Origin of the sequence: Candidatus Desulfofervidus auxilii (assembly GCF_001577525.1) — a bacterium.
Lineage (GTDB): Bacteria > Desulfobacterota > Desulfofervidia > Desulfofervidales > Desulfofervidaceae > Desulfofervidus > Desulfofervidus auxilii.
In genome coordinates this window covers 479,583-505,258 of record NZ_CP013015.1, presented here as the reverse complement: position 1 = coordinate 505,258, position 25,676 = coordinate 479,583, and the positions used below count along the sequence as shown (strand labels likewise).

At 35.7% G+C, this 25,676-nt stretch carries 26 protein-coding genes and 2 pseudogenes; 22 read left to right on the top strand and 6 right to left on the bottom strand.

From position 1 onward, the window contains the following. Positions 1–394: 394 nt before the first annotated feature. The 6 genes and pseudogenes from HS1_RS13870 to HS1_RS02665 form a co-directional block, all read left to right on the top strand. A pseudogene (locus HS1_RS13870) lies at positions 395–1,032 on the top strand (IS110 family transposase); the annotation flags it as partial. Between the two features lie 19 nt (positions 1,033–1,051). Then, positions 1,052–1,284 (top strand): annotated as a pseudogene (locus tag HS1_RS13865) (hypothetical protein); the annotation flags it as partial. Between the two features lies 1 nt (position 1,285). Then, a partial coding sequence (locus HS1_RS13555; protein WP_245669979.1) for a transposase occupies positions 1,286–1,600 on the top strand: 315 nt, incomplete at its 5' end. Between the two features lie 387 nt (positions 1,601–1,987). After that, the gene (locus HS1_RS02675; protein WP_066060638.1) at positions 1,988–3,268 is read left to right on the top strand and encodes a DUF1015 domain-containing protein; all 1,281 of its coding nucleotides are present in this window, start codon (positions 1,988–1,990) and stop codon (positions 3,266–3,268) included. Between the two features lie 2 nt (positions 3,269–3,270). Then, on the top strand, positions 3,271–4,008 hold the full coding sequence (locus tag HS1_RS02670; RefSeq protein WP_066060636.1) for a tRNA1(Val) (adenine(37)-N6)-methyltransferase: 738 nt from the start codon (positions 3,271–3,273) through the stop codon (positions 4,006–4,008). Continuing rightward, entirely contained in the window at positions 4,005–4,775 is a 771-nt protein-coding gene (locus HS1_RS02665) for a PAC2 family protein (RefSeq protein WP_066060634.1), read from the top strand. The genes HS1_RS02670 and HS1_RS02665 overlap by 4 nt, the downstream gene beginning before the upstream one ends. A gap of 58 nt (positions 4,776–4,833) precedes the next feature. Here HS1_RS02665 and HS1_RS02660 read toward each other — a convergent pair whose 3' ends face one another. Further along, positions 4,834–5,085 carry a DUF4911 domain-containing protein gene (locus tag HS1_RS02660; RefSeq protein ID WP_156469356.1) on the bottom strand — a complete coding sequence of 84 codons (252 nt, stop codon included), beginning with the start codon at positions 5,083–5,085 and terminating at the stop codon, positions 4,834–4,836. A gap of 31 nt (positions 5,086–5,116) precedes the next feature. Between HS1_RS02660 and ychF the strand changes: the two genes are divergently transcribed. The 5 genes from ychF to HS1_RS02635 all read left to right on the top strand — a co-directional run bounded on the left by ychF (position 5,117) and on the right by HS1_RS02635 (position 12,965). Beyond that, complete coding sequence (gene ychF / locus HS1_RS02655) at positions 5,117–6,217, top strand: redox-regulated ATPase YchF (protein WP_066060630.1); 1,101 nt, start codon at positions 5,117–5,119, stop codon at positions 6,215–6,217. 711 nt (positions 6,218–6,928) lie between these two features. Next, positions 6,929–8,008, top strand: a complete 1,080-nt coding sequence (locus HS1_RS02650) for an NAD(P)H-dependent flavin oxidoreductase (RefSeq protein ID WP_066060628.1) — start codon at positions 6,929–6,931, stop codon at positions 8,006–8,008. After that, on the top strand, positions 8,009–10,264 hold the full coding sequence (gene metE, locus HS1_RS02645) for a 5-methyltetrahydropteroyltriglutamate--homocysteine S-methyltransferase (RefSeq protein ID WP_156469355.1): 2,256 nt from the start codon (positions 8,009–8,011) through the stop codon (positions 10,262–10,264). A 551-nt stretch (positions 10,265–10,815) separates the two neighbouring features. Next, on the top strand, positions 10,816–11,796 hold the full coding sequence (locus HS1_RS02640) for an endonuclease/exonuclease/phosphatase family protein (RefSeq protein WP_066060626.1): 981 nt from the start codon (positions 10,816–10,818) through the stop codon (positions 11,794–11,796). Positions 11,797–11,990: 194 nt separating this feature from the next. After that, positions 11,991–12,965 carry a DUF4062 domain-containing protein gene (locus HS1_RS02635; RefSeq protein WP_066060624.1) on the top strand — a complete coding sequence of 325 codons (975 nt, stop codon included), beginning with the start codon at positions 11,991–11,993 and terminating at the stop codon, positions 12,963–12,965. Positions 12,966–13,236: 271 nt separating this feature from the next. Here HS1_RS02635 and HS1_RS02630 read toward each other — a convergent pair whose 3' ends face one another. Both HS1_RS02630 and rpiB read right to left on the bottom strand, forming a co-directional pair. After that, the gene (locus tag HS1_RS02630; protein WP_066066409.1) at positions 13,237–13,704 is read right to left on the bottom strand and encodes a deoxycytidylate deaminase; all 468 of its coding nucleotides are present in this window, start codon (positions 13,702–13,704) and stop codon (positions 13,237–13,239) included. A 1-nt stretch (position 13,705) separates the two neighbouring features. Further along, positions 13,706–15,406: a ribose 5-phosphate isomerase B gene (rpiB, locus tag HS1_RS02625; RefSeq protein ID WP_082757563.1), complete on the bottom strand. Its 1,701-nt coding sequence runs from the start codon at positions 15,404–15,406 to the stop codon at positions 13,706–13,708. 585 nt (positions 15,407–15,991) lie between these two features. On the opposite strand from rpiB, the gene speD reads away from it, so the two are divergent. Next, on the top strand, positions 15,992–16,426 hold the full coding sequence (gene speD / locus HS1_RS02620) for an adenosylmethionine decarboxylase (RefSeq protein WP_066060622.1): 435 nt from the start codon (positions 15,992–15,994) through the stop codon (positions 16,424–16,426). Positions 16,427–16,428: 2 nt separating this feature from the next. Then, positions 16,429–17,301: an agmatinase gene (gene speB, locus HS1_RS02615; protein WP_066060620.1), complete on the top strand. Its 873-nt coding sequence runs from the start codon at positions 16,429–16,431 to the stop codon at positions 17,299–17,301. Between the two features lie 265 nt (positions 17,302–17,566). Here the strand turns inward: speB and HS1_RS02610 are convergent, their stop codons facing one another. Beyond that, the gene (locus HS1_RS02610) at positions 17,567–19,870 is read right to left on the bottom strand and encodes a DUF7948 domain-containing protein (RefSeq protein ID WP_082757562.1); all 2,304 of its coding nucleotides are present in this window, start codon (positions 19,868–19,870) and stop codon (positions 17,567–17,569) included. Between the two features lie 130 nt (positions 19,871–20,000). Between HS1_RS02610 and HS1_RS02605 the strand changes: the two genes are divergently transcribed. From HS1_RS02605 to HS1_RS02585, 6 genes are all read left to right on the top strand, one after another. Next, the gene (locus HS1_RS02605; RefSeq protein WP_066060616.1) at positions 20,001–20,261 is read left to right on the top strand and encodes a hypothetical protein; all 261 of its coding nucleotides are present in this window, start codon (positions 20,001–20,003) and stop codon (positions 20,259–20,261) included. Next, positions 20,240–20,485 carry a hypothetical protein gene (locus tag HS1_RS02600; RefSeq protein WP_066060614.1) on the top strand — a complete coding sequence of 82 codons (246 nt, stop codon included), beginning with the start codon at positions 20,240–20,242 and terminating at the stop codon, positions 20,483–20,485. Before HS1_RS02605 ends, HS1_RS02600 begins: the two co-directional genes overlap by 22 nt. After that, a complete protein-coding gene (locus HS1_RS13860) occupies positions 20,458–20,640 on the top strand; it encodes a PIN domain-containing protein (RefSeq protein ID WP_082757849.1) in 183 nt (60 codons plus the stop codon). Before HS1_RS02600 ends, HS1_RS13860 begins: the two co-directional genes overlap by 28 nt. Positions 20,641–20,822: 182 nt before the next feature. Then, positions 20,823–21,071 carry a hypothetical protein gene (locus HS1_RS02595; RefSeq protein WP_066060612.1) on the top strand — a complete coding sequence of 83 codons (249 nt, stop codon included), beginning with the start codon at positions 20,823–20,825 and terminating at the stop codon, positions 21,069–21,071. 2 nt (positions 21,072–21,073) lie between these two features. After that, positions 21,074–21,373 carry a type II toxin-antitoxin system RelE/ParE family toxin gene (locus tag HS1_RS02590; RefSeq protein ID WP_066060610.1) on the top strand — a complete coding sequence of 100 codons (300 nt, stop codon included), beginning with the start codon at positions 21,074–21,076 and terminating at the stop codon, positions 21,371–21,373. Between the two features lie 264 nt (positions 21,374–21,637). Then, positions 21,638–22,747, top strand: coding sequence for a radical SAM protein (locus HS1_RS02585; RefSeq protein WP_066060608.1), 1,110 nt, complete (start codon positions 21,638–21,640; stop codon positions 22,745–22,747). Here the strand turns inward: HS1_RS02585 and HS1_RS02580 are convergent, their stop codons facing one another. Both HS1_RS02580 and HS1_RS02575 read right to left on the bottom strand, forming a co-directional pair. Continuing rightward, complete coding sequence (locus tag HS1_RS02580; protein ID WP_066060606.1) at positions 22,748–23,203, bottom strand: hypothetical protein; 456 nt, start codon at positions 23,201–23,203, stop codon at positions 22,748–22,750. It lies immediately after the preceding gene. Beyond that, the gene (locus tag HS1_RS02575) at positions 23,200–23,901 is read right to left on the bottom strand and encodes a WbqC family protein (protein WP_066060604.1); all 702 of its coding nucleotides are present in this window, start codon (positions 23,899–23,901) and stop codon (positions 23,200–23,202) included. Before HS1_RS02575 ends, HS1_RS02580 begins: the two co-directional genes overlap by 4 nt. A 146-nt stretch (positions 23,902–24,047) precedes the next feature. Here HS1_RS02575 and HS1_RS02570 point away from each other — a divergent pair, with 146 nt between their 5' ends. Genes HS1_RS02570 through HS1_RS02560 form a run of 3 tightly spaced genes read left to right on the top strand, consistent with a single transcriptional unit; the run spans position 24,048 to position 25,650 of the window. Further along, the gene (locus tag HS1_RS02570) at positions 24,048–24,578 is read left to right on the top strand and encodes a Slp family lipoprotein (protein WP_172793632.1); all 531 of its coding nucleotides are present in this window, start codon (positions 24,048–24,050) and stop codon (positions 24,576–24,578) included. A gap of 27 nt (positions 24,579–24,605) precedes the next feature. Continuing rightward, a complete protein-coding gene (locus HS1_RS02565; protein WP_066060600.1) occupies positions 24,606–25,229 on the top strand; it encodes a MotA/TolQ/ExbB proton channel family protein in 624 nt (207 codons plus the stop codon). After that, positions 25,222–25,650 carry an ExbD/TolR family protein gene (locus HS1_RS02560; protein WP_066060598.1) on the top strand — a complete coding sequence of 143 codons (429 nt, stop codon included), beginning with the start codon at positions 25,222–25,224 and terminating at the stop codon, positions 25,648–25,650. The genes HS1_RS02565 and HS1_RS02560 overlap by 8 nt, the downstream gene beginning before the upstream one ends. Positions 25,651–25,676 lie beyond the last annotated feature (26 nt).

The window sequence follows — 25,676 nt, the reverse complement described above, 5'->3', positions numbered from 1 at the left end:
ACAAAAACTAAAAAATCCAAATTTCAAAATCCAAATACCAAATGAAATCCAAATGTCTAAATGCTAAAACATTAAATCAGTGAGTAGTGAAATAGTGAGGGGATGAAATAGTCAAATGTAGTGGAATTGGGGTCTATAATTAAAAGTGAGAGTAAAAAATAGGGAATGAAATTAAGAAGCCTTCTTTATGTGATATAAATGATAAATGGCTAGGGGAACATTTGTGGCTAACGGGGTCAGTCAATAATGTTGAATTATTGTGACTCGGTTTGAATTGCCGGATGTTCTCCTGCCAATACCCTGTCTAATGGAAAGGTGCCTTTAAGTGGCTATTATAGACGGGATAAAGGTATTGGCAGAGCCATAAAATATCAAACATAAAGGAGGGTGAGGCGTGAAAAGGTTATCTGGAGGAATCGATATTGGCAGTGATAATCATCACATAATTATCATGGATGATGAAGAACAGATTTTGTATGACCAGAAGATAGCACACAAATTCAGTGAATTTTATAAGGCAGTTAGAGAATTTAGAGAGATTGAGAAAAGAGAAGGTGGGATAATATCATTTGCAATTGAAGGAAAGAATGGATACGGAGCACCATTTGATCGGATACTTATAGAGAGCGGATTCACCTTATACAATGTAGATAATTTAAAATTAAAACAATTTCGGAATGTATTTGGGGCAGAATGGCGTAACGATAAAAGGGACGCAAAAATGTTAGCAAAAATGCTGAAATTAAGAGATTATTTAGACGCTGAAAATGAAAAGGCATTCATTGCGGTAGAGAAGGCAACAAAAATCAATGAAAAGTTAAAGATTCTGTCTCGGCATCAACAAACCCTGATAGATGAGAAGATAAGGTTGCAAAACAGGCTTCGAAAAAGGCTATTAGAAGTATGTCCTGAGATATTAGAGATTGGTGATACAGACAGCAAGAAGATGTTGAGGCTTCTGGTAAGGTATCCTGATTTTTCGAGATATAAGGGACTTACTATGGGAGCTTTACTTAAAATAAAGATGATTGGNAAAAAACAGGCCTCTTTAATGTTAGAAAGTCTTCGCAACACAAAATACGTCGAAGAACTGGCAGATATATACAAAACGATTATATCATCTCATTCTCGGCGTATTTTAGAACTAAAAGAGGAGATTGAGATGTTGGATAAGAAGCTGGAAAAGCTAGGAGAAAAGAGTTCTGAGGTCAAGCGTTTAAAAAGTATCTCAGGAGTAGGAACAAAGCTTTCAAGCAGATTGGTCGGAGAAATTGGAGATATCAANAGATTTAAAAACGAGAGGCAACTTGCGATCTATTGTGGTGTAGCCTGTATAGATGATGAGTCTGGTAAACACAAAAGGACAAGAGTTGTATATAAGGCTAATAAGATATGTAAAGCAACTATGATTGAAATTGCGGGCTGCACAATTCGGTATGTTTCAGAATCCGCTACTTACTATGCTAAAAAACGGACTGAAGGGAAAGAGCATAACCATGCCTTGCGCTGCCTTGCTAGACAATTGATAAAAGTTATTTTTAAGATGTTAAAAGAAGATCGAGACTATATCTTAAAGGAGGAAATGGAGAAGGCTGCTTAAAAAATATTTCCATTTTTTACTTGACTTTTTAAATGGAAAGTTCAAACCTACAAAATACAGTTAAGAAAATAGAAAACGGAAAACAGAAATTCCCAGTTTCCATTTCCCAGTTCCTATTTCCCAATTTCCATTTCCAACGTGTTAACTTGCAAACTTTCCAACTTGCAACTTTGTAAACGTGCTAACGTTCCAATTTGACAGAAGGCGATTTTGCATTTTTCAATTTGCATTCTGCATTCTGCATTGAGCCATTGCGCTTAACATTTGGATCTCCATTAAAATTACTTTGACGAAGTCCTGTAGGCTTTTGGTATTCCCTAAATTCCACATCCTTGCTAAAATTAAACTAGTATGTTATTTAGCTCTGGTCTTAAAGGTTAGAGATTTATGGCAGAGATTAAACCCTTTCGGGGCATTGTTTACAATCAAAAAAGAGTTAAAATAGAAGAGGTGGTGAGTCCTCCTTATGATGTGATTTCTGAGAAAGAGAGGAAGGTCCTTGCCCAACGCAGTCCTTATAATATAGTCCGTTTAATCCTGGGAAGAGATAAAAATTGGTTTCAAAAAGCAGCTATTTATTTCAAAACCTGGTTAAAAAATGGAATTTTGATCCAAGATAAACAACAAGCTATTTATCCTTATTATATAGAATACACCTTAAATGGAGAAAAAAAACTTCAACGGGGTTTTATTGTTAGAACAAAAATAGAACCCATGGATAAAGGCATCATCCTAAATCACGAAAAAACATTTTCTAAGGTAGTTTATCAAAGATTAAAATTACTTAGGGCTACTCAGGCCCATTTTAGCCAGGTATATGGCCTCTATAACGATTCTGAAGACAAAATTTGTTCTTTTTTAACTTCAGTAACAAATACCACCTCACCTTTCATTGACGTAAAAATAAATAATATTAGACACCTTGTTTGGAGAATAACGGACAAACAACAAATAAAAACTATTCAAGAGCTTATGGAGGATAAAAAAATCATCATTGCTGATGGTCATCATCGCTACCGGACTGTTTTGGCTTATAGAGAAGAAATGAAAAAAAAGTTTCACAGTATCCCCCCAGATGCTTCTTTTAATTCTGTTTCTATGTATTTAAGCAATTTAAGAGATAGGTCATTAAGTATCTTACCCATTCACCGGGTAATTCCTGAAAGCTCCTTGGTTTCATTTCACCTAGAAAATTTTATACAAGGTCTAAAAAAATTTTTTAACATAGAGGTATATAAAGAAGAAGGCAACTTCTGGTCAAGATTTAATGAACTCAACAACATACAAACTGCAATTGGTCTTTATTGCCAAGATATGCTAAAGGAGTTTTATATACTAATTCTTAAAAACACAAATTGGGCAAGGAACTTACCCCCTTTTTTAAAAAAAATGGATGTAATGGTATTAAACAGACTGATTTTTAAGAAGATATTGGGTTTTTCTGAGGCAGAGATGAACCAAGAAGGTTTTATAAAGTATGTTACTGATGCTCAAGAGGCGATTACCATGGTAAAAGAAGGTAAGGGAAGAATGGTTTTTTTTCTCAATCCCATAAAACCACAGCAACTAAAAGAAGTGGTGTTTTCTTCTCACTTAATGCCGCGGAAGTCTACTTATTTTCATCCAAAGCTTCTTACAGGATTGGTTATTAATAGCCTTGAATTATAACCATGAGAGAGTATACTTTAGATAGCTTTTTTGAAGGTCATCTGAAGGTCTATCAACATAAAAATGGGTATCGTTTTGGAATTGACGCTTTTATTCTAGCCAATTTCGTCCATTTAAAAAAAGGGGAAACTGTGCTTGAACTAGGCACTGGTTGTGGAATTATCTCTTTAATCTTGGTCTATAAATTTCCTCAGGTAAAAAGAATAATAGGGATAGAAATTCAGCCAAGTTTAGTTTCTCTGGCAAGGAAAAATGTGAAGTTAAACAAAAGAGAAAACTTGGTGGAAATAGCTCAGGTAGATATTAAAGAATTGAAAGAAAAATTTCCCCATGCTAATTTTGATGTAGTGGTAAGCAATCCACCTTATTATTCCTTAAAAAGGGGACGTTTAAACCCCGATACGGAAAAGGCTATTGCCCGTCATGAAATAAAAAGTTCTCTATTAGATATTGTAAAAACAGGACAATATATGTTAAAAGAAAAGGGAAGGTTTTATTTTATATATCCTGCTTTTAGGTGTGAGCACCTTTTTGTGACATTGCGGAATTATAATTTAGAACCCAAGCGATTGCGTTTTGTGCATCCTTATACAAAGAAGGAGGCTAATTTTGTGCTAGTGGAAGCTATCAAGGGAGGAAAAGAAGAAGTAAAGGTTGAATTCCCTCTTATTATTTATGAAAAACAAGCAGAATATACACCCGAAGTAGCAAATTACTATAAAACAACAGGAGAAAAATGAGACTATCAGTGGAGGTTTTAAAAAAACAGGAGTTTCAAACTCCAATTTTATTAGCTTGTTGGCCAGGGATGGGATATGTAGCCTTAAGTGTGGCCAAATATTTACAGAGTCACCTCCCAGCCGAAAAAATTGCCCTTATTTCTGCAGATGATTGTTTTCAATTACCAGGGATTTCTATCAACTCCGGATTAATTGAATCCATTTTTCTTCCTCAAAACAACTTTTATTTTTGGCAGTCAAAAGACAAATCGCTCCTTATTTTTATCGGTGATGCCCAGCCAGTTCCAGGTAAAGAATATCTTTTAGCCAATACTATCTTGGACTTTGCTCAGGCACACGGTGTTAGACAAGTCTTTACCTCCGCAGCTATGCCTTTAGAAATTAGTCATAAAACTACTCCTAATGTTTGGGCCGTAGGCTCGGATGAACAAGTTTTGCAAAAACTCAGCCAACAAAACATCCAACTCATGAAAAGGGGCACGATCAGTGGTATGAATGGTTCACTCTTGGGAGTAGCCAAGGGAAGGAATTTTGAAGCCATTTGTCTTTTAGGGGAAATTCCCTTTTATACCATCCAGATAGAAAATCCCAAGGCAACTAAAGCAGTAATTGAAGTATTTATGTCTCTTACAGGTATTACGGTAGATATGTCTGAATTAGATGAAGTAAGTCAATACATGGAAAAGGAAGTAGATGAGTATTTAAAAATAGCTCAAGAAAAAGGGCAAGCAGTAACACCTCCTAAAGGGCCAGAGACATTGCATTAAACAGCGAGGGGTTTTGGTCTTTCATATTTAACTACAAAAGAGGTGTATTAATAAAACACTATTTTATTATATTAATTTCACATTGCCATTCTTCCTTGAGGGCCTGAATTACCCTAGCTACTTCTGGCTCATTTCCAGGGGGAATCATCAGTTCTACCACTGCTTTAAACCTATCTAGGGTGTGAAATTGCGCTAATCCATTGTATTCACCCAAAATCCATTGAAATAAAGCAATTTTATCCCGTGGTAAATAAACATGCCAAATAGTGCTGGTTTTGTGCATAAATAAATTATAACCATAATTTGACATAAAGGGTAGGATTTGATAGGAATGAAGCAAAATGGGTTTTAAATGTGGGATTATTGGACTGCCTAATGTGGGTAAATCTACTTTATTTAATGCATTAACTGCAGCCAAGGCAGAAGTAGCCAATTATCCCTTTACTACCATCAATCCTAATTTAGGTATAGTAGAAGTTCCTGACCAACGCCTTTATAAAATCGCTGAGTTGATTAAACCCCAAAGAGTAGTGCCTGCCATATTGGAATTTGTAGATATTGCTGGTTTAGTTCGGAATGCCAGTAAAGGAGAAGGGTTGGGAAATCAATTTCTTTCTCATATTAGAAATGTAGATGCCATTGCCCATGTTGTGCGCTGTTTTAAAAAGACCGATGTGCCTCATGTTGAGGGAGAGTTAAATCCTAAAAGAGATATAGAAATTGTGAACCTAGAACTCATATTGGCAGACTTAGCTACCATAGAAAAAAGGATTGAAAAATTGAATCGCTTAGCTAAGATAGGAGACAAAAAAGCTAAAGGAAATTTAGAGCACATAACCATCTTAAAAACTTACTTAGAGCAAGGTAGGTCTTTGATATCCTGTATGAGCCAAATTGATGAAAAAACAACCTATTTGATTAGGGAATTTCAATTTTTAACTGCCAAACCTGTTATGTATGTAGCCAATATAGACGAGGCAGAAATAACAGAAGACAATGAATGTGTAAAGGAAGTAAAAAAAATAGCAAAAAACGAAGGTGCAGTAATGGTCAAAATTTGCGGCAAACTGGAGGCAGAATTGGCAGAGTTGCCTTCTGAAGAAAGGCAGGAATTTTTGGAAAATTTAGGATTAAAAGAAACAAGCTTAAGTAAATTTATCAGAGAAGGATATAAAATCTTATCTCTTATTAGCTTTTTTACTACTACTGGGCCTGAAGTGAGGGCCTGGACTATAAAAAAAGGCACCAAGGCTCCCCAGGCGGCTGGGAAGATACATTCAGATATGGAAAAGGGATTTATTCGGGCAGAAATCATTAAATATGAGGATTTAATTAGAGAAGGCTCTATTCAAGCTTGTAAAGAGAAAGGTTTAGTGAGAATAGAAGGTAAGGATTATGAAATTCAAGATGGCGACATTGTTTATTTTAGGTTTAATGTTTAAATCTCACACCTTAGTTAGGACTTCGTCAAAGTAATTTTAACGGAGTTCCAAATGTTAAGCGCACCTGTCTGCCGACAGGCAGGATGGCTCAATGCAGAATGCAAATTGAAAAATGCAAAATCGCCTTCTGTTAAATTGGAACGTTAGCACGTTAGAATTGGGAATTGGGAACTGGGAATTTGGAATTTCTATTTTCTATTTTCTGTTTCCCGTTTCCCTTTCCTTCTTTATGCACGTTTACAAAGTTGCAAGTTAAAAAGTTTGCAAGTTAACACGTTGGAACTGGGAAATGGGAATTGGGAATTTCTGTTTTCCGTTTTCTATTTTCTTAACTGTATTTTGTAGGTTTGACACCAATTCCACTACATTTGACTATTTCATTCCCTTACTATTTCACTACTCACTGATTTAATGTTTTGGCATTTTGGCCTTTGGATTTCATTTGACATTTGGATTTTGAAATTTGGATTTTTTAGTTTTTGTTAAATTACTTATGGCCTGGCTTTGACGTAGCCCTGCTTTTTAAATAGATTAGTGAAGTTAATTGATGTATTTTCTTATTCCACTTATTGAACGCCAAAAATCCTCAATTCATCCCTGCAGGAATGCTTTTAAAGATTAACGCCTAAATTTTGGGGAATGTTCAAAAAAATTACCCCTTGATTAAAATTACTTTTTTGCTAAAACTAGCCTGAATTTTGAGGTGAGAAAATGAAGATTCCAAAATTAAAAATAGGTGCACATGAGGTAGAAATTCCTATTATTCAAGGGGGTATGGGAGTAGGCATCTCTATGCACTCCCTCGCTGCTGCCGTGGCTAGTTTAGGGGCTATCGGGATTATTGCTGGTGCTTGTGTAGGTTTTTTAGAACCTGATTTCGCAAAACGACCACAAGCAGCTAATAAAAGGGCCTTAAAAAAGGAAATTGCCTTGGCACGACAAGCTGCCCCTGGGGGTGTTATTGGTGTCAATATTATGGTGGCCATGACTGATTATGAAGATTTGGTAAAGGCTGCTTTGGAAGCCAAAGCAGATATTATTTTTTCTGGAGCAGGATTACCACTTACTCAGCCTAAAATAAAAAAAGATTACCCTGATAGTAAAACCGCCTTAGTACCTATTATTTCTTCTGGACGGGCAGCATCACTTTTATGCAAAAAGTGGTTACATAGTTATGATTATCTTCCTGATGCCTTTGTCTTAGAAGGGCCAAAGGCTGGTGGTCACCTAGGTTTTTCTTTAAAAGACTTGGTAAATAATCGGTATCGGCTTGAGCAATTATTAGACGAAGTAATTAAAGCCGTAGACCCTTATGAAAAAATAGCAGGCAGACCCATTCCTATAATTGTGGCTGGAGGTGTTTATACTGGCCAAGATATTGCCCGTTTTTTAAATCTAGGGGCAAGTGGTGTGCAGATGGCCACCCGTTTTGTGGTGACAGAAGAGTGCGATGCCTCAGAAGCATTCAAAAAAGAACATATCCGGGCTAAAAAAGAAGACATTGTTTTTATCAAAAGCCCAGTAGGAATGCCCGGGAGGGCCATTAAAAATAAGTTTTTAGAAGAAGTAGAAAGAGGGAAAAAGGTGCCCTTTAAGTGTCTTTACCATTGTATAAAGACTTGTGTGCCCCGTAAGGCACCTTATTGCATATCTTCGGCCCTAATCAATGCCCAAAAAGGCAATTTGGAAGAAGGTTTCGCCTTTGCTGGGAGTAATGCCTATCGATCAAATAAAATAGTAACAGTAAAAGAACTTATTGAGGAACTTTTAGAAGGGATAAAAAAGGCATAAATGGAGGAAAAATTGGAGATTTGGAGCAGCAATTTAGGTTATCCTAGGATAGGAGAAAAAAGAGAATTAAAAAAGGCTTTAGAAGGCTATTGGCAGGATAAAGTTACTGATGAGGAGTTGAAGCAAACGGCTACTTCTTTACAAGAAAGAATTTGGGAGACACAAAAGCAGGCGGGGATTGATTTTATTCCTGTAGGAGATTTTTCACTCTATGACCATATGTTGGATATAAGTATTAACTTTGGTTTTATCCCCAAGCGTTTTCGCCAACAAACAATAAAAAAAGAATTAGAACTCTATTTTACTATGGCTAGGGGGGCTAAGAATGTTCCCCCTTTAGAGATGACTAAATGGTTTGACACCAATTACCACTATTTAGTGCCAGAGATAGATACCCCACCAAAACTCTTAGGAAATCCCATTTTAACCCTTATAAAAAAGGCAATTGCCCTTAATATTCAACCCAAGCCTGTTCTTGTAGGACCTTATACCTTTTTGACATTGAGCAAGGTGCCTGAGGGGAAAGACAAATTTTGGGTATTGCCCAAATTGCTTGAAGTTTATAAGGAAGTTTTAAAGCAGTGGGCTATGGCCGGAGCGAAATGGGTGCAGATAGATGAGCCGGCCTTGGTTTTAGAGATGAGTGGTGAAGAGATAAAAGTAGTTAAAGATATTTATCATAACCTATCATCTCCTGACATAAATATTATGTTACAGACTTATTTTGAAGGCGTGGATTTTTATCCTGAAATAGCCAAATTGCCGGTGCAGGGTATTGGTTTAGACTTTGTGCGTTCACATAATAATTTAGAAAATATAAAAAAATACGGTTTTCCCAAAGAAAAAGTCCTAGGGCTAGGCATTGTCAATGGTAGAAATGTGTGGAGAACAAATTTAACGCATGCCTTTGCTTTAGCCAAGGAAATTATAGACATAGCCCATCCTAAGGCAGTATTTGTTCAGCCAAGTTGCAGTTTACTCCATTTGCCTATTAGCATTGAATTAGAAACCAAGTTGTCTTCTGAAGTAAAACAAATTTTGGCCTTTGCAAAAGAACGCTTGCAAGAAGTAGCTATATTGACCCAAGCCTTAAGGAAGGGAGAATTGCCAGCAGGGAGTTTTGCAGGCAGTCCTGAGGTTCATCCATTGAAAGAAGTAAAAGAAAAGATTGCTCAATTAAAATCAGAGGATTTTGAGCGAGCCGAGCCATATGAAAAACGTTTTTTAAAGCAACAAAAAGTTTTAAATCTACCTTTGTTTCCTACTACCACTATTGGTAGTTTTCCTCAAACAAAAGATGTTAGGCAAAAAAGGGCAAGATTTAAACGAGGAGAAATTGACCAGCAAGAATATAGCCAGTTTCTTAGAGAGAAAATGGCCTTTTGTATAGGAATTCAAGAAGGATTAGGGTTAGATGTTTTAGTGCATGGTGAATTTGAAAGAAGTGATATGGTAGAATATTTTGCTCAAAAAATGACTGGTTTTTTAGTTACCCAGAATGGATGGGTGCAGTCATATGGTTCTAGATGTGTCAGGCCACCCATTATTTATGCCGATGTGAGTCGTCCTAAACCTATGACCATCAATGAAATCTGTTATGCTCAAAGTTTGACCCCAAAGCCAGTTAAGGGGATGTTAACGGGTCCTGTGACTATACTAAATTGGTCATATGTCAGAGAGGATATTCCCAGAAAAGAAGTGGCTTTTCAAATTGCCCTAGCCTTGCGAGATGAGGTATTAGATTTAGAAAAGGCAGGCATCAAAATTATTCAGATTGATGAGCCTGCATTTAGAGAAGGTTTACCATTGAAAAAGGAAAAAAGAAAATCTTATTTAGATTGGGCAGTGAAGGCATTCCGTTTAAGTAATGCTCCTGTTAAACCACAAACACAAATTCATACTCACATGTGTTATGCTGAATTTAAAGATATTATTGAGGCCATAGATGCCATGGATGCTGATGTGATTTCTATTGAATGTTCACGCAGTAAGGGAGATGTGATTAGTATATTTGAGACCTACCATTATAAAAAGGGAATCGGATTAGGCACTTATGACATTCATAGCCCTAGAATTCCTAAAAAAGAAGAAATATTAGCTACTTTAAAACGATGCCTAAAGGTGTTAGCACCACAACAATTATGGGTCAATCCTGATTGTGGTTTAAAGACCCGCCAATGGGAAGAAATTATTCCTTCTTTAAGAAATATGGTTGAAGTAGCAAGAGAGTTGAGAGATTCCTTGTCTAAAGACTGAAATCTCAAATTTATATTTTAGACTTATTTCTCTGGGAATAACATAATCAGTATCACCTTTTAATAGAAACCCCAGAGGGAAATCTCTCTCAAGGCATAAGACAGTTTTGTTCAAAAGATAAAGGTATATCTACAAGAGAAAAAAAGATGAAAGAAATACCAAGAATTGAGAGATTTGCCATAAGACCAAAACTTTCTGAAATGTTTAGCCAGATAAAAAATAAAAAGAACGAATGAAAAAATACACGCTGCCCACATAGAATATGGTTATAGCCTTAAAGAAATTGCAGATTACCTGGGTATTCATTATTTGACAGTAAGTAAAGCAATAAAAAATGAAATAAAGAAACAAGAGCAAAATTCACAATTCAAGACCGGACCCCTTTCCCTTTAATTGATATTTATAGATTACGATATACTATACACCAATTGCTGTTGTGAAAGAACCTTAGTTAATCCTTCCTTACAATTAAAAATCACTCAAAATTAAATTTGACATTAATCTATCGTTATAATAAGAATTAGGTTAATCAAACAAAAGGGAGGTGCTGAATGAAACATTTTATCAAGACCAAGTTTGTTGTTAGCTTTATAGCATTATTGGTTCTGTTAGCAAATTTTTCCTTGGCATGGTCTTGGCAAGCTCAGTGTACTGATGTTACAGCGAGGGGTTATTTGAATGTATTAACCATTAATTTGTTATTTTCTGAGGTTAAGGATCGGGAAATCAGGTTAGAAAATATCACTAATTTTATAGCAGGACAGGCAGAAAAAGGAGACCCAGTTGATATTATTCTATTACAAGAAGTCGTTGGAGGACCGCTGTCAGGAACCATTAACAGTAGCTTGGATTTGAAAAGACTCCTCGCTAAAAAGGGAATGAAATATAATCTTAGCTATCGACTAGCAAATGGGCTGCCTGGAATCCTTACAGTGGGAAATGCCATTTTAAGCCGCTGTAGAATCATCTTCACTATTTCCAAAACACTTCCTTTTGTTTCAGAAGAGCCTTTTGAAGGCTTTGAAATTCCACTAAAAAGAAAGGTAATGATGTCCAGAATAAAAATTCCAAATTTTGGCAAAATCAATATTTACAATACTCATCTGTGCGCTTTTTGTGACCCAACAGAGCGTTTACAACAAACTCAGGTTCTTTTGGATTTTATAAGAACGGTGGAAAAGTCCATTTGGTGGGATGAAAATCCTGTTATTTTAGGGGGTGATTTTAACATCAATTTAAACATTACTGAAGAAAGAGAGGCTTATGACCAAATAGTTGATTTTGGATTTATCGATACTTATAGCACAGCTAATGGCTGTTACTCCTGCTGTTCTGACGAAGAAGGCTATCTTGGGTGTACTTATGCTGTTTTAGGTAATCCTTATTCAGGCGAGGAAGAATTTAAAAGAATTGATTATATCTTTGTAAAAGGTGAGGGGCTCGACATCGCTGATAGCATTGTAGTATTTAACACTGATCCTGATTGGGTTTCGGATCATTCTGGTGTTCTTAGCAAAATTAGTCTTCCTTAACAAAGCGAGAACTATTTGATGACATTGGCCAAGCTCGTTTTGTAGATAATGCTAATGTAATTCGTGGTGTACATGATTGCTGCAAGAACCTTAGTAAAAGTTACACTAATCATTACTCAAAATTATGACAATCTTTAGGTTAAATGTGCAGTGGAAAATTTTTAAGGATATGGTGTCATACTGGAGATATAGTTATGCAGAGAACCGTGTTTATTTCATCTACATATGAGGATTTGAAGAAACATAGAAGAAAGGTTTGGGATATTTTAGAGAAATACAATGTAAACGTCAGGGGAATGGAAAAGTTTGGGGCAAGAAAAGAAACCTCCCTGGAAACTTCTTTGGCTGAGGTAGGAGTGTCTGATATTTACGTAGGAATTATAGCTCTAAGACTTGGAAGCATAAATAAAGAAACTGGAAAATCTATTACACAATTAGAATACGAAAGAGCCTACAACCTTAATAAAGAAATATTAATATATCTTATTGATGAAAAGGAAGGCGTTGTTCATCCTGAGTTTATTGATTGGGGTGACAAACATGAAAAACTTGATGCTTTTAAAGCTATTCTTAGAGAAAGGCATACTATTGATACCTTTATAGATGAAAATGACCTGGGAGAAAAATTAAGAAGAAGGTTTGATGAACTGCTATCTAAAAAGGAATTTGAGAAGAAAGAAAAATTTGACGAGTATCAAAATTCGAAAAATATAATCCAAAAATTTTGTTTACTTCCTGGGGCATATTCTGGTAGGGAAATAAAGCTAAAAGTGAAATTTATAGATGAACCCTTTCCAGCCTCTAAGGGAATATGTGGTAATTTTAATTTAGAGTATGGAAAAACTATCGGTTCTGAAATAAAAATAGTAGCTCCCCCAATATATGAAAAATTTGCCGAACATATTTTTATAAGTCACAAATTTGCCGAAGATTTTTTAAAGGTTAAAAATGAACCAGAGGTAGAAATTTATGTAAAACTTTCCTTCTCTGAAAATACAATAAAAAATGTAAGAGCTTATTTTGTACCTAAAACTTACGTCTCTATCCCGCTGTATAGCGAATTTCTGATAGGTACGGGGAAAATTATACCAACAAAGTCTATTCCAGCAGAAGGAACAATAGCTTTAATACTAACTAATATTATCAAGAAAGATAAAAATGAGGGGTAATGCATACTTTGCACGTTCCACCAAGTTCAATTACTCCTATTTTCAGCTCAAGGTTATAGCAATCACTAATTCCACATAGATATATATAACAGAGCATTTCTTATCCCAACTTTCCCGGTTTTTGCCTGAAATTGTCCTAAATTGAGGAAACTGAAACATGAAAATGTGTCATTGGAAAAATCAAACATAGTGACCATAAAACTTCGCAACTTCCGCAAAAATCAGGATTTTTGTCTTAAAAAAGGAAACTTGGGTTAAGGTCTGCCTAAACCTATTTTTGTCTAGAAAATTCGTTATAATTTATATGTATGGTTTCTATTTTAGCTTCTTTTAACATTTCTTGAGAGAGTTTGTCCGGATATCCATTAGCATAATAAATTTTTTTTATTCCGGCATTAATAAGCATTTTTGTGCAGATAATGCAGGGATGGTGTGTGCAATATAGAGTTGAGCCTTCAATAGAGATACCATGACGAGCTGCTTGAATGATGACATTTTGTTCGGCATGTAAACCCCTACACAATTCATGCCTTTCGCCAGAAGAAATATTCATTTTTTCTCTTAAACAACCTATCTCTACACAATGGACTAGACCTGAAGGGGCTCCATTATAACCTGTAGCCAAAATTCTTTTTTCTTTAACCAAAACAGCGCCTACCTTTCGCCGCAGACAAGTAGACCTTTCTCTCACCAGATAGGCTATGTTCATGAAATATTCATTCCAGGAAGGGCGTTTCATCTTAATATATTTTCCAAGCAAATAATGGGAAATTGGCACAAAAATCCCGGACTTCCTTTTTCACTTTTTCAATAGTGCCTTCATTTTTTATATCCGCCAATACCCGCAAAATAAAATCAGCAATGACTTCCATTTCTTTTTCTCTCATTCCCCTGGTAGTGACTGCTGGTGTGCCAATGCGGATACCACTGGTAACAAAGGGACTTTGAGTATCAAAAGGAATGGCATTCTTGTTTACGGTTATACCAGCAGCATCTAGTGCCTTTTCTGCATCTTTGCCAGTAATGTTTCTTTCTGTCAAATCAATTAAAAATAAATGATTATCTGTGCCACCTGAAACTAGACGATAACCCGCATTTTGTAAAATTTCAGCCAATTTTTTAGTATTTTTCACAATTTGCTTTTGATATTCTTTAAAACTTTCGGTCAGTGCTTCCTTAAAGGCTAAGGCCTTAGCAGCAATGATGTGCATCATAGGTCCACCTTGAATACCAGGGAAATTGCTTTTATTTAGCACTTTAGCGAATTCTTCTTTAGCTAAAATAAATCCACCCCTAGGACCACGCATGGTTTTATGGGTAGTAGAAGTAACAAAATGGGCATATGGAATAGGAGAGGGATGTAAACCTGCAGCAATCAAGCCTGCAATATGGGCCATGTCTACCATCAAATAGGCATTTACTTCATCAGCGATTTCCCTAAATTTTTTAAAATCAATTATTCTAGGATAGGCACTAGCACCGGCCAAGATCAGTTTGGGTTTGTGTTTTAAAGCTAGACTGCGCACTTCTTCATAATCAATGGTTTCTGTTTCTTTAGAAACACCATAAAAAACAATATTATAAAGTTGACCAGAAAAACTTACTGGACTGCCATGGCTTAAATGTCCCCCATGAGGTAAACTCATGCTTAAAATAGTATCTCCTGGCTTTAGGATACTAAAATAAACTGCCATGTTGGCCTGTGTTCCAGAGTGAGGTTGAACATTGGCATATTCTGCCTTAAAGAGTTTTTTAAGTCTTTCAACGGCTAATTTTTCGGCAATATCCACAAACTCACAACCACCGTAGTATCTCCTTCCTGGGTATCCCTCAGCGTATTTATGCGTCATGACACTGGACATTACATGTCTTACCCAGGGGCTGGCAATATTTTCTGAGGCGATTAATTCTAACTTATATTTTTGCCGATTTACCTCTCCCTCCAGGCCTTCTACCAAATCAGGGTCAAAACGTTTAAGAAAGCTATAATCATCTACAACATGATATTCAGTATCTATTTGCTCTATCCGGCGAGCATGTCTTCCTCCAGTAAATTGGGTATTTAGCCAGGTATCTAAAATTTCTAAGGCACGCCCCTGCCCAATATCTCTTTCTCCCATTGCCAATAAATTAGCATCGTTGTGCTCTCGACTGGCCTTGGCCAAAAAACAATCATTACACAAAGCAGCCCTTACACCTGGAATGCGATTGGCTACTATGCTCATACCGATCCCACTGCCACAAATAAGAATTCCTTTATCATATTGGCCACTTGCCACTCCCTGGGCCACTTTCCAAGCAAAAAAAGGATAATCTACAGATGATTCAGAATGTGTTCCCACATCTTCTACTTCATAACCACGTTTCTTTAAAATATCCTTTATAAACTCTTTTAATTTATAACCAGCGTGGTCTGCACCTATGATAATTTTCACTTTCATTCCTCCTTTAGAACTGACAATCCTTAAAAATGTTTTTATTAAAGAAAAGGCATTATAGCATTTAGGAGTAAATATTCAATAAGTATTATTCCAGGACTTTCCCCAGAATTTTCAGAAGCTTTCCGAAAAAAAGTAAGGTAAGTTCCTCAAAACCGTAATAACTTTAAAAGAAAACCCACCTGCCTGTGCTAAGGCAGACAGGCTTGACAGAAAAATAGTCTCTTAAAGAAAAAAACTTTTTTCCCTTCAACCAACTCTACTTTTTAAAAAGCTATAAATAGGTTGGTGAAGTTAATCTTGAGGTATTTTCTTATTATTGAACGCCAAAAATCCTTAATTCATCCCTGCCTGCCTGTCCCCGCCTGCCTGCGGGCAGGGGCAGACAGGAATGTTTTTAAAGATTAACTTCTAAATTTTGGGGAATGTTCAAGAAAATGTCCAAGTATCTTGACAAGTAACCAATAGAATATTATATATTATTTCCCTCTTTTGTTTGCCTGTCGGCTGGGAGGAAGGAATAATTTTTAAAAAAGGAGGTGTTTTTACCTATTATGATTGTAGAAAAATAGCACAAGGAGGAGTGATATGAAAACTACCTATGGTTTTGGTCAACATTTAATGTTAGATGGTTATGGATGTAACAGGAAAAAATTGATGGATATGAAGTTGCTTTATGATTTTTTAGATACTTATCCATCTGAGATGAAAATGACTAAAGTAATGCCCCCATATGTGTTTAGTTGTGAGAGTAAAAATCCTGAAAATTGGGGGTATTCTGGATTTGTTATTATTGCTGAAAGTCATATTAGTATCCATACCTTTCCGGAGAAAAATTATCTAAGTCTGGATATATTTTCTTGCAAAACCTTTGATAGCCAAAAGGCAATCCAACATGTAGTAGAGTTATTTGAAGTCAAAGAGAAAGAAATTAGAGTTCTAGATAGAGGAACAGAATTTCCTCATAATTTTATCCGTGCAGCTGAAATTGTCCGTATAGACCGAACGGCTGTATCTGATTAATAATGAAATTATCCAATTTTGGTGGCCTAAGTGGAGCCCTGGCTAATCCTGAAACGGCAAGGATTGTGATTCTTCCTGTTTCTTATGATGCTACAGTTACCTTTAAAAAAGGAACTAGCAAGGGGCCAAAAGCGATAATTGCTGCTTCTATTGAGTTGGAATATTATGATGAAGAGACAGATTGTGAAGTCTATCGTTTAGGAATAGCTACTCTCCCTGAGTTGAGTTCTTCCAATGCTTCTCCTCAAGATATGATAGATAAAGTGAAAGAAACAGCTTTGACTTGGCTTGGCCGAAAAAAATTTATGGTTATGTTAGGAGGTGAACATTTGTTAAGTTTGGGTATGATTAAGGCTCATGCCCAAGAGACAAAGAATTTTTCTATACTCCATCTTGATGCCCATGCTGACCTTAGAGCTCAATATGAAGGCACAGCCTATAGTAACGCCTGTGTGATGCGTCGGGCCTATGAATATGCCCCCATAGTTTCAGTAGGCATTCGCTCTTTATCCAAGGAAGAAGCAGAATTTATCCAAACAGAACACATACCAGTGTTTTATGCTTACCAAGTAAAGTATAATTTGGAATCAGTGATTGAGCAAATATTAAGTTATTTGAAAGAAAAAGTATATCTTACCGTTGATTTAGATTGTTTTGATTGTGGGCAGATGCCTTCAGTGGGAACCCCTGAACCTGGTGGTTTAGATTGGTATGAAGTGCTAAAAATTATCAAAGCAGTTGTTAATGAAAAACAAATTATTGGTTTTGATGTGATGGAATTGTGTCCCCAACTAGGTTTAATTGCCCCTGATTTTTTAGCTGCCAAATTGGTATATAAAATTTTGTCATATATTTTTGCTCCTAAAGAAGTGTAATCTTTGAATTTCAAGTTTCAAAAATTCTCTAAGCCCCCAAATGTAATTGATTTTTGGATAAGGGTATTTTTAGGTGTTGCGGGGTTTTTTAGGGCAAACGAGGATTTGGGCTCTAAATAGCCTTGAAAAATCTAAAAATTTCATTTAAGAATACAAAAGGAGGAAGGAAAATAGTCAGGACAACCCTTCAGGAGATGATTGTGCCTGAACTAAATAGCATTAAAAAGGAATCAGAATTAAAATTCAAGAGTTTTATTATCTAACTCTACTCTGTAATATTGACCACCACAGTATCATAATAAACACTATCCCATGTGACATTTCCATCCATTAGAGTATCAACACCAAAATAAAGGGTATATGTGCCTGCAGGAAGCCCTGAGACAGGCATGTTTAACACCTCAAATGAGTTTAAATAAAATAATGGGCCCTGATATCCTGGCACCCAGGCATCTGTCCAGCCATCAAATGTAAAAAAGAAAAGCCCAAATGGTGTATCTGCCGCCAGCCACCAATCGGCATTATCTGTCCGGCCCTTATTATCTAATGCCACGATAATAGTTATAGTGTCTGATTGATCTAGTGTAATGGGCCCGTCTGAGCCATTTGCCTTAATATCAGGTAAAGGTGCAGCAGCGGAAAGGTCACTATCAAACTTTGATACAAAAATATCATAATGACCATTATGGCTTTCATCATAAGCACCAGGAGTTGGGGGATAGTCAGAAGAGTATGTATAACCAGTTACATATACATTTCCACCTCCATCAAGGGCAATGGAATAGCCATAATCATCATCACTACTTCCACCAATGAATGTGCTTGCCAAAAGACTGCTTAAACTACTATTAAGCTTTGATACAAAAACATCACCACCACCATTATGGCTTTCATCATAAGCACCAGGAGTTGGGGGATAGTCAGAAGAGTATGTATAACCAGTTACATATACATTTCCACCTCCATCAAGGGCAATGGAATAGCCACAATCCCAACTACTTCCACCAATGAATGTGCTTGCCAAAAGACTGCTTAAACTACTATTAAGCCTTGATACAAAAACATCCCTCTCACCATTATGACTTTCATCATAAGCACCAGGAGTTGGGGGATAGTCAGAAGAGTATGTATAACCAGTTATATATACATTTCCACCTCCATCAAGGGCAATGGAATAGCCATAATCATCACTACTTCCACCAATGAATGTGCTTGCCAAAAGACTGCTTAAACTACTATTAAGCTTTGATACAAAAACATCATAATGACCATTATGGCTTTTATCATAAGCATAAGAAGTTGTGGGATAGTCAGAAAATTCTGTGCTACCAGTTATATATACATTTCCATCTCTATCAAGGGCAATGGAATAGCCACTATCATAACTACTTCCACCAATGAATGTGCTTGCCAAAAGACTGCTTAAACTACTATTAAGCTTTGATACAAAAACATCCCTCTCACCATTATGACTTTCATCATAAGCACCAGGAGTTTTGGGATAGTCAGAAGAGTATGTATAACCAGTTATATATACATTTCCACCTCCATCAAGGGCAATGGAATAGCCATAATCATCACTACTTCCACCAATGAATGTGCTTGCCAAAAGACTGCTTAAACTACTATTAAGCCTTGATACAAAAACATCCCTCTCACCATTATGACTTTCATCATAAGCACCAGGAGTTTTGGGATAGTCAGAAGAGTATGTATAACCAGTTATATATACATTTCCACCTCCATCAAGGGCAATGGAATAGCCATAATCATCACTACTTCCACCAATGAATGTGCTTGCCAGAAGTGGGTCTATTATAAGAGTCTCTTTTTTGTCATAACTTCCTACCTTAAAGCCATAAACATATTGCGGATTTGAAAGTAAGGTATAGGCAGCAGCTACCTCAACCCTCTTACCATTAATCTCCTGATATGCCACGGGCTTTGTAAATTTTACGACCCCAAGACCTGTCTCTACTTCAAGCTCTCCATTTTCATTTACCCTTAAACTTTTAGCCCCTTCAATTTTTATTTTAATGCTTTCTGGATTTGCACCTGCCTTTACATAAAATAGCTTTTCTACATTTTTTCCATAGGCCTTAAGCTTTAGCTCTATTTTCTTATATACTTCTCCAAGACTTACCAGATTGTAAGTTGAGATGCCTCTTTTCCACTTTGAAGGGTCCTTTCCCTTAAAGTAACTTACCTTGGTTACCGCCTCTTCTTCTCCTTTCACATTAGAGATAGAAGTTCCAACCAGGCTTTCTTTTATTACCCAACCTTTCACCTTCTCTTTTGTCTCAAATTTTGGAAGGGAATAAACCAGCTTTCCATCCTTGGTGACAAAGACAGTCCCTCCCAAGGTCTTTGCATAATACTTTACACTTTCACCTTTTATTTGACCTTTGTTTTCTATAAATGGAATCTTAAGTGTATAAACCTTATTTAGAATTTCTCTTTTATCTTTTTCTTTTACAACTGTCCCGATTGCTGAATAAGTAAAGGAAAAAAGGATGAAGAAAAATGTTAAAACCATTATAGTTATCCTTTTGTGATGTTTTATTGACATAGCCAACTACTCTTTTATCTGGATTTTGATACCTCTATTTAAGTTTATCCTTACCAAATTGCCCCAAATTTGTCAAAACTTTTTTAGTGTTAAGGTTGGCAAGTAGCTACTTTATAGCTATTATCTAAATATGATTGAAGTAAGTATAAAAGAATTTAAAAACAAAGTTACTGCTTTAATAAGAGAAAAAAGGCCTATTTTAGTTAAAAGACGAGACAAAAGTGTAGGTCTTTTTATTCCTCTAGATGATATAGATAATCTTCCTTTAGAAATACGGCTGATTGCTTTAGAAAGGCTTACAGACATAATTAAAGCTGAAATGAAAAAAAGAGGCTTGAGTGAGGAAGAAGTCTTTAAAGATTTTGAAACTTGGAAGAAAAAACAGCAGTAGATAGTAATATTCTAATATCGGCTTTACTTAAAGGGAAAGCCTATTCTTTAATCAAAAAACTTAGTAGGCAGGGTATAAAGTTCATTTTAACTAAGGCTAACCAGAAAGAAGTTTTGAAATACTTGCCTTTTATTGCAGAGAAACTAAAGCTAGAAATTGATTTTATTAAGCTAACTTTTTCTTTGTTACCTGTAAAATATTTAGAACCTTCAAAAAGTTTTTAGAAAAGGCAAAGGGAATAATTGGAGAGCCTGATGATGTTCCTTTACTTGCCATTGCTTTAGAGCATAAAATACCCGTTTGGACAAATGACAAAGATTTTGAAAATACAGCAATAGAACTTATTACTACTGAAGAGATGGTTAAAAAATTCCTTTAGAATATCTTGGCTATCGATTCGTCAACGCTTTTATACTTCATTTTAGAACCATCAACAATTTGGATTTTGCCATTTTACAACTTCCCCTTTCTAATAAATACTGCCTTATCATGGGCATATAACTTTATCCCACTTGACTAATTTCCCACAAAGTTATATTATCCCAAATGGGAGGTGATAACATGGAAATTTTAACAAAAGTAGCGGATAAAAAGGGAAGAATTACTTTAGGCTCTAAATATGCGAAAAAGACCTTTTTGATAGAAAAGAAAGAGGATGGAACGGTTATATTAAAGCCAGCAGAGGTGGTCCCCATAGATGAAGCATGGTTATGGAAAAACAAGGTTGCTTTTAATAAGGTAATAGAGGGGATAGAAGATGCCCAAATGAATAAATTTGCAGAAGTTGATATTAAAGATTATGAAGATTGATTATGGCTTTTCAAATAATTTATACAAAGAGGGCCAAGAAGGATCTTGATGAGTTAAAAGGAGATAAAAGTAAAAAGAGAATACTCAAAGCTGTTATCAAAAGTATTAAATTTCTTGCCCAAAGTCCAAAACATCCCAGTTTAAAAACTCACCAATATCACTCAATTGCTCCAGTTTATCCGGGACAAAAAGTTTGGGAAGTCTATGCTCAAGATAAAACCCCTGCTGCATATAGGGTTTTTTGGTGTTATGGCCCTAAGAAAAATCAAATTACAATCATTTCAATTACACCGCATCCTTAATGTAAAGACTTTAAGGTCAGGCGTAGGAGTAGCCATAAATTCATCTGCGCCTATATCTGGTACTGCACCTGTAATCCTTCTGCGAAGTGTCATCAAGACTGGCGAAAGCCACCCTGAAGGGCTTGGTCTTGATGGTTTAACGGAGCAATCTGCTAAACTATAAATAGGTTAGTGAAGTTAACCTCATTAAAATAGAATAAAAAATCAATGGCGGATTTTGGAAATTCCAGTTGTTTTTATCTCAAAGAAGTTTAGAATAATATTATGGGAAAGTGTAAGATTTGTGGGAAAGAAGGAGTTAATATCTCCAATGTATTAGGCTATTGTTATCAATGCCTACGTGATTATTGGGATTCAATAAAAGAGGAAATCTTTTCTCTTCATGCTGCTAGCCGTCAATCTTTTGGGTTACCACCTTATGTAACCAAAAACCCCAAAGGAATTCAGTGTAGGTTATGTGTAAATAAATGTGTGATAAGTTCACAGGAAGTAGGTTATTGTGGAATAAGAAAAAATATTAATGGAAAAATTGGGGGAGGAACAATAAAAGGCAATCTTCATTTTTATTATGACCCATTACCTACAAATTGTGTAGCTGACTGGGTGTGCCCAGGAGGAACCGGTTCAGGCTATCCTCAATATGCTTATACAAAAGGACCTGAATTGGAATATTACAATCTGGCAGTATTTTATCAGGCATGTAATTTTAATTGTCTATATTGTCAAAATTGGTCTTTTAAAGAGGGGTTTAGACATCCCCATTGGGTAAGTATAAATGAACTGGTGGAGGCCTGTTTTAAGAAAAATGTAAGTTGCGTCTGTTACTTTGGCGGTGACCCCACACCACAAATTATCCATGCCTTAGCAGTCTCCAGAAAAATTCTAAAACGCAAAGATAAATCTATTATAAGAATATGCTGGGAAACAAATGGAGCAGTTAATCCCAAAATTTTAAAACAGATGGCCAAGATTTCTCTAGCTAGTGGAGGCTGCATTAAATTTGACTTAAAGGCCTGGCATGAAGGAGTTCATAAGGCACTGTGTGGTGTATCTAATAGGCAAACTCTAGAAAACTTTGCCTGGCTAGCCAGTTTAAGCAAAAAACGTCCCAGTCCTCCGTTTTTAATTGCCAGCACATTACTTGTGCCTGGATATGTGGATGTGGAAGAGGTGAGAAAAATAACCCACTTCATTGCTCAGCTTGATTCAAACATCCCATACTCTCTTTTAGCCTTTTATCCTAGTTTTGTTTTAAGAGATTTACCTACTACTTCTTTTAGTCATGCTGAAAGATGCATGGAAGTAGCTAAGCAAGCAGGGCTAAAAAGAATAAAAATCGGCAATCAGCACCTTTTAGGAAATGCTTATACTTAGTCAATGTAAAATATGTGCTGTTTGAAAATTGTTTTCTATCCATCTAGAGTAAGCACCTTTAAGTTGCCAAAGATTGCCTATTTGTTGCTTACAGATGTTATATAGCTCTTCTTTACCTATTTCCTCAAAGGAGTTAGTAAAATACTCACAATAATTGGCTAAGGTCTTAAGTAATGCACTTTCTTCTTTGGTCAATACTGCATTTTCTTCAAGTTTTACAGGTATTTCCTGATATTGAGAAACAATAATAGAAAAATAATTTTCCAAAATACACTTGCCTAGGTCAAGTAAACCTTCCATACCCCTTCGCAGATAACCTTTGGCATTTAAGAACTTACCTTCATCGGCAGTAAAGGTTTCATAGTTATCTAGAGGCAGTGATTGTAAAATGGTCAGTGTTTTTCCTATCCAGATCATACGAGTAATTAATTTTCTTTCAGTCTTTTTGGGATTCATTTTTGACTCCTTTTATTTTTTATAATTTCTAAAGCCTTAGGACCACAATTTAATAATAAATCTACCATAGAAAGATTTGGCAGAAACTCTCCCCATAATTGGGGATAAACAGGGGGTTTAAAATGAAGAAATTTTACAATAATACCCTTATTCCTGAAAGCCTCTGTATCAATGTAGCTTTTACTGGTAGAAAGAGTTACATAGCAATTAGCATTTAACTTCTCACAAATTTCAATAATAAGGGCTGTTCCTTTATTATTCACATTTAATGAGGAACTCAAAATAGGTTTCTTATCAATGCCTATAACATTCAAAAAATAATTAAGAATTACCAGGTTTAAATCCAAAAGTCTATACCATTTTTTCTGATATACCTTTTCAAAGAAACCAATGTGTTCTTTAAAGTAAGGAGCATGTGTATAAGCATGAAAAAGGCTTTGATAATGTTTTTTCTGCCAATTCTTTTCATTACATATTTCTACTTTATTTATAGGCTGTTTTCCTCTATTTTTTTTCCAAACAGGCACAGTAACCCAGAAAAATCCTCCTGCATTTTTCAACCGATTTCTATTTATCCACGAAGCGCCTAAAGGAAATTGCACATGGTCCAAAAGCACCAAAACATCTGTGTTTGCAGCCTTATAAAAAAATCCAGGCCAAGGCATAAAACTTGGTTGATGGCAGGCAATATTTAGCACAGAGATATTTTAATAGATATTTAAGGATTGTCCAATACCTATTGTGAGTTTAATTATTTCTCTTCCCCTCAGGTGAAGCTATGTTTTTAAAATTTTACTTTATTTTGTTTCAAGATATGGTATTATGTCAAAAAAGGAATAAGAAAGTGGGAAAGGTAAATAAATTTATCTGGATTTTTGTTATTTTTCTTCTATTTTCATGTGGTGCTCCTATAGTTCCACCAGAATTAAAAAAAGAGATAATGCCAAATATCACTATTTCACAGGTGCAAAAAAAACCCCAGTTATTTAAAGGGAAGACTGTTATGTGGGGTGGAGAAATCTTAAAAAGTATAAATAAAAAAGAAGGCACACTTTTTGAAGTGCTTGCCCTTCCCCTAGATAGAAGAGGGAGACCGAAACAGGTAGACAAATCAGAGGGGAGATTTCTCATATTGTATAAAGATTATTTAGATGTGGCCATTTATGCTCCAGGGAGAAAAATTACCGTAATTGGAGAAATAAAAGGGATAAAAAAACTTCCCCTGGGGGAGATTCAATATACTTACCCCTTTCTAGAAGCAAAGAAAATTCATCTTTGGGAATTACGCCCAGAGAGGGTTGATATTTATCATTATTGGTTTACTTATCCTAACTATCCTTTATGGTATGGACCACCATATTGGTATTGGCCATAAAATAAGACCCTTAAGGAGAGATTATTAATGTGGGAGTTATTTGTAAAAGGTGGGGTCTTAATGTATCCTATCTTATTGTGTTCTGTTATTGCCCTAGGTATTGTTATTGAGAAATTTGTTCAGTATTTCCAGGTTAGAAAGTCTGGTTCTATCTCTGCTCTTTTAAAATTTAAAAAACTAGTTGCTCATGGAGATGTAAAAATAGCTAAAGAACAAGCCTTGCATTCTTCCCATTACTTGATTAGAGAACTTGGTTACTGTTTAACAAATACACCCAGTAGATTAACTATGGAAAAAATCCTATTTCAATCGGGTCAGAAAGAGCTGAAGAAATTAGAAAGCTATTTGCCCACTTTGGCCACCATTGCTAACATTTCTCCTCTTTTAGGATTGCTAGGAACGGTTACGGGCATGATTAAGGCATTTATGGTAGTGGAAAAAATGGGCAACAAGGTCAATGCTGGATTTTTGGCTGGCGGTATTTGGGAAGCTATGATAACTACTGCTTTTGGTCTTACGGTAGCCATTCCCACGCTTATGTTTTATAGTTATTTTACTAACTGGGTCAATAATTATATGGCTGAACTAGAAGACTGTCTAAATAGTATCTTAAATCTTTTAGAAAAACAGGGATTTTTCCAGAATGATTGAATTTAAAAAGAAAACTCTTAAACTAGAGTTTAACCTTACCCCTCTCATTGATATGGTATTTCTTTTACTTATTTTTTTCTTACTTACCGCCAATTTTTTGAGGGAGGAAGGTATTGGTGTCCGTTTACCTTACGCTAAAACTGCTACCCCGATACAGAAGACAGAAGGATTAACTGTTTACCTCACTGCCAAGGGCGAAACATTTTTAGGGAAAAAACAGGTGAGCCTAGAACAAGTTTATCAAATTTTTTGTCATAAGATAAAAGAGACAAATTATTTAATGGTGACTATTAAGGCAGATAAGGCTACCCCTATAGAATGGGTAGTAAGGGTAATAGATAGGGCACGTTTGGCTGGGGTGAGGAAGATTTTTATTGTCACAGATAGAAAATTAAAATCAAAGACAATAAGGAAGCATTGACAAATTGCGAATTTTAGATAATTTAT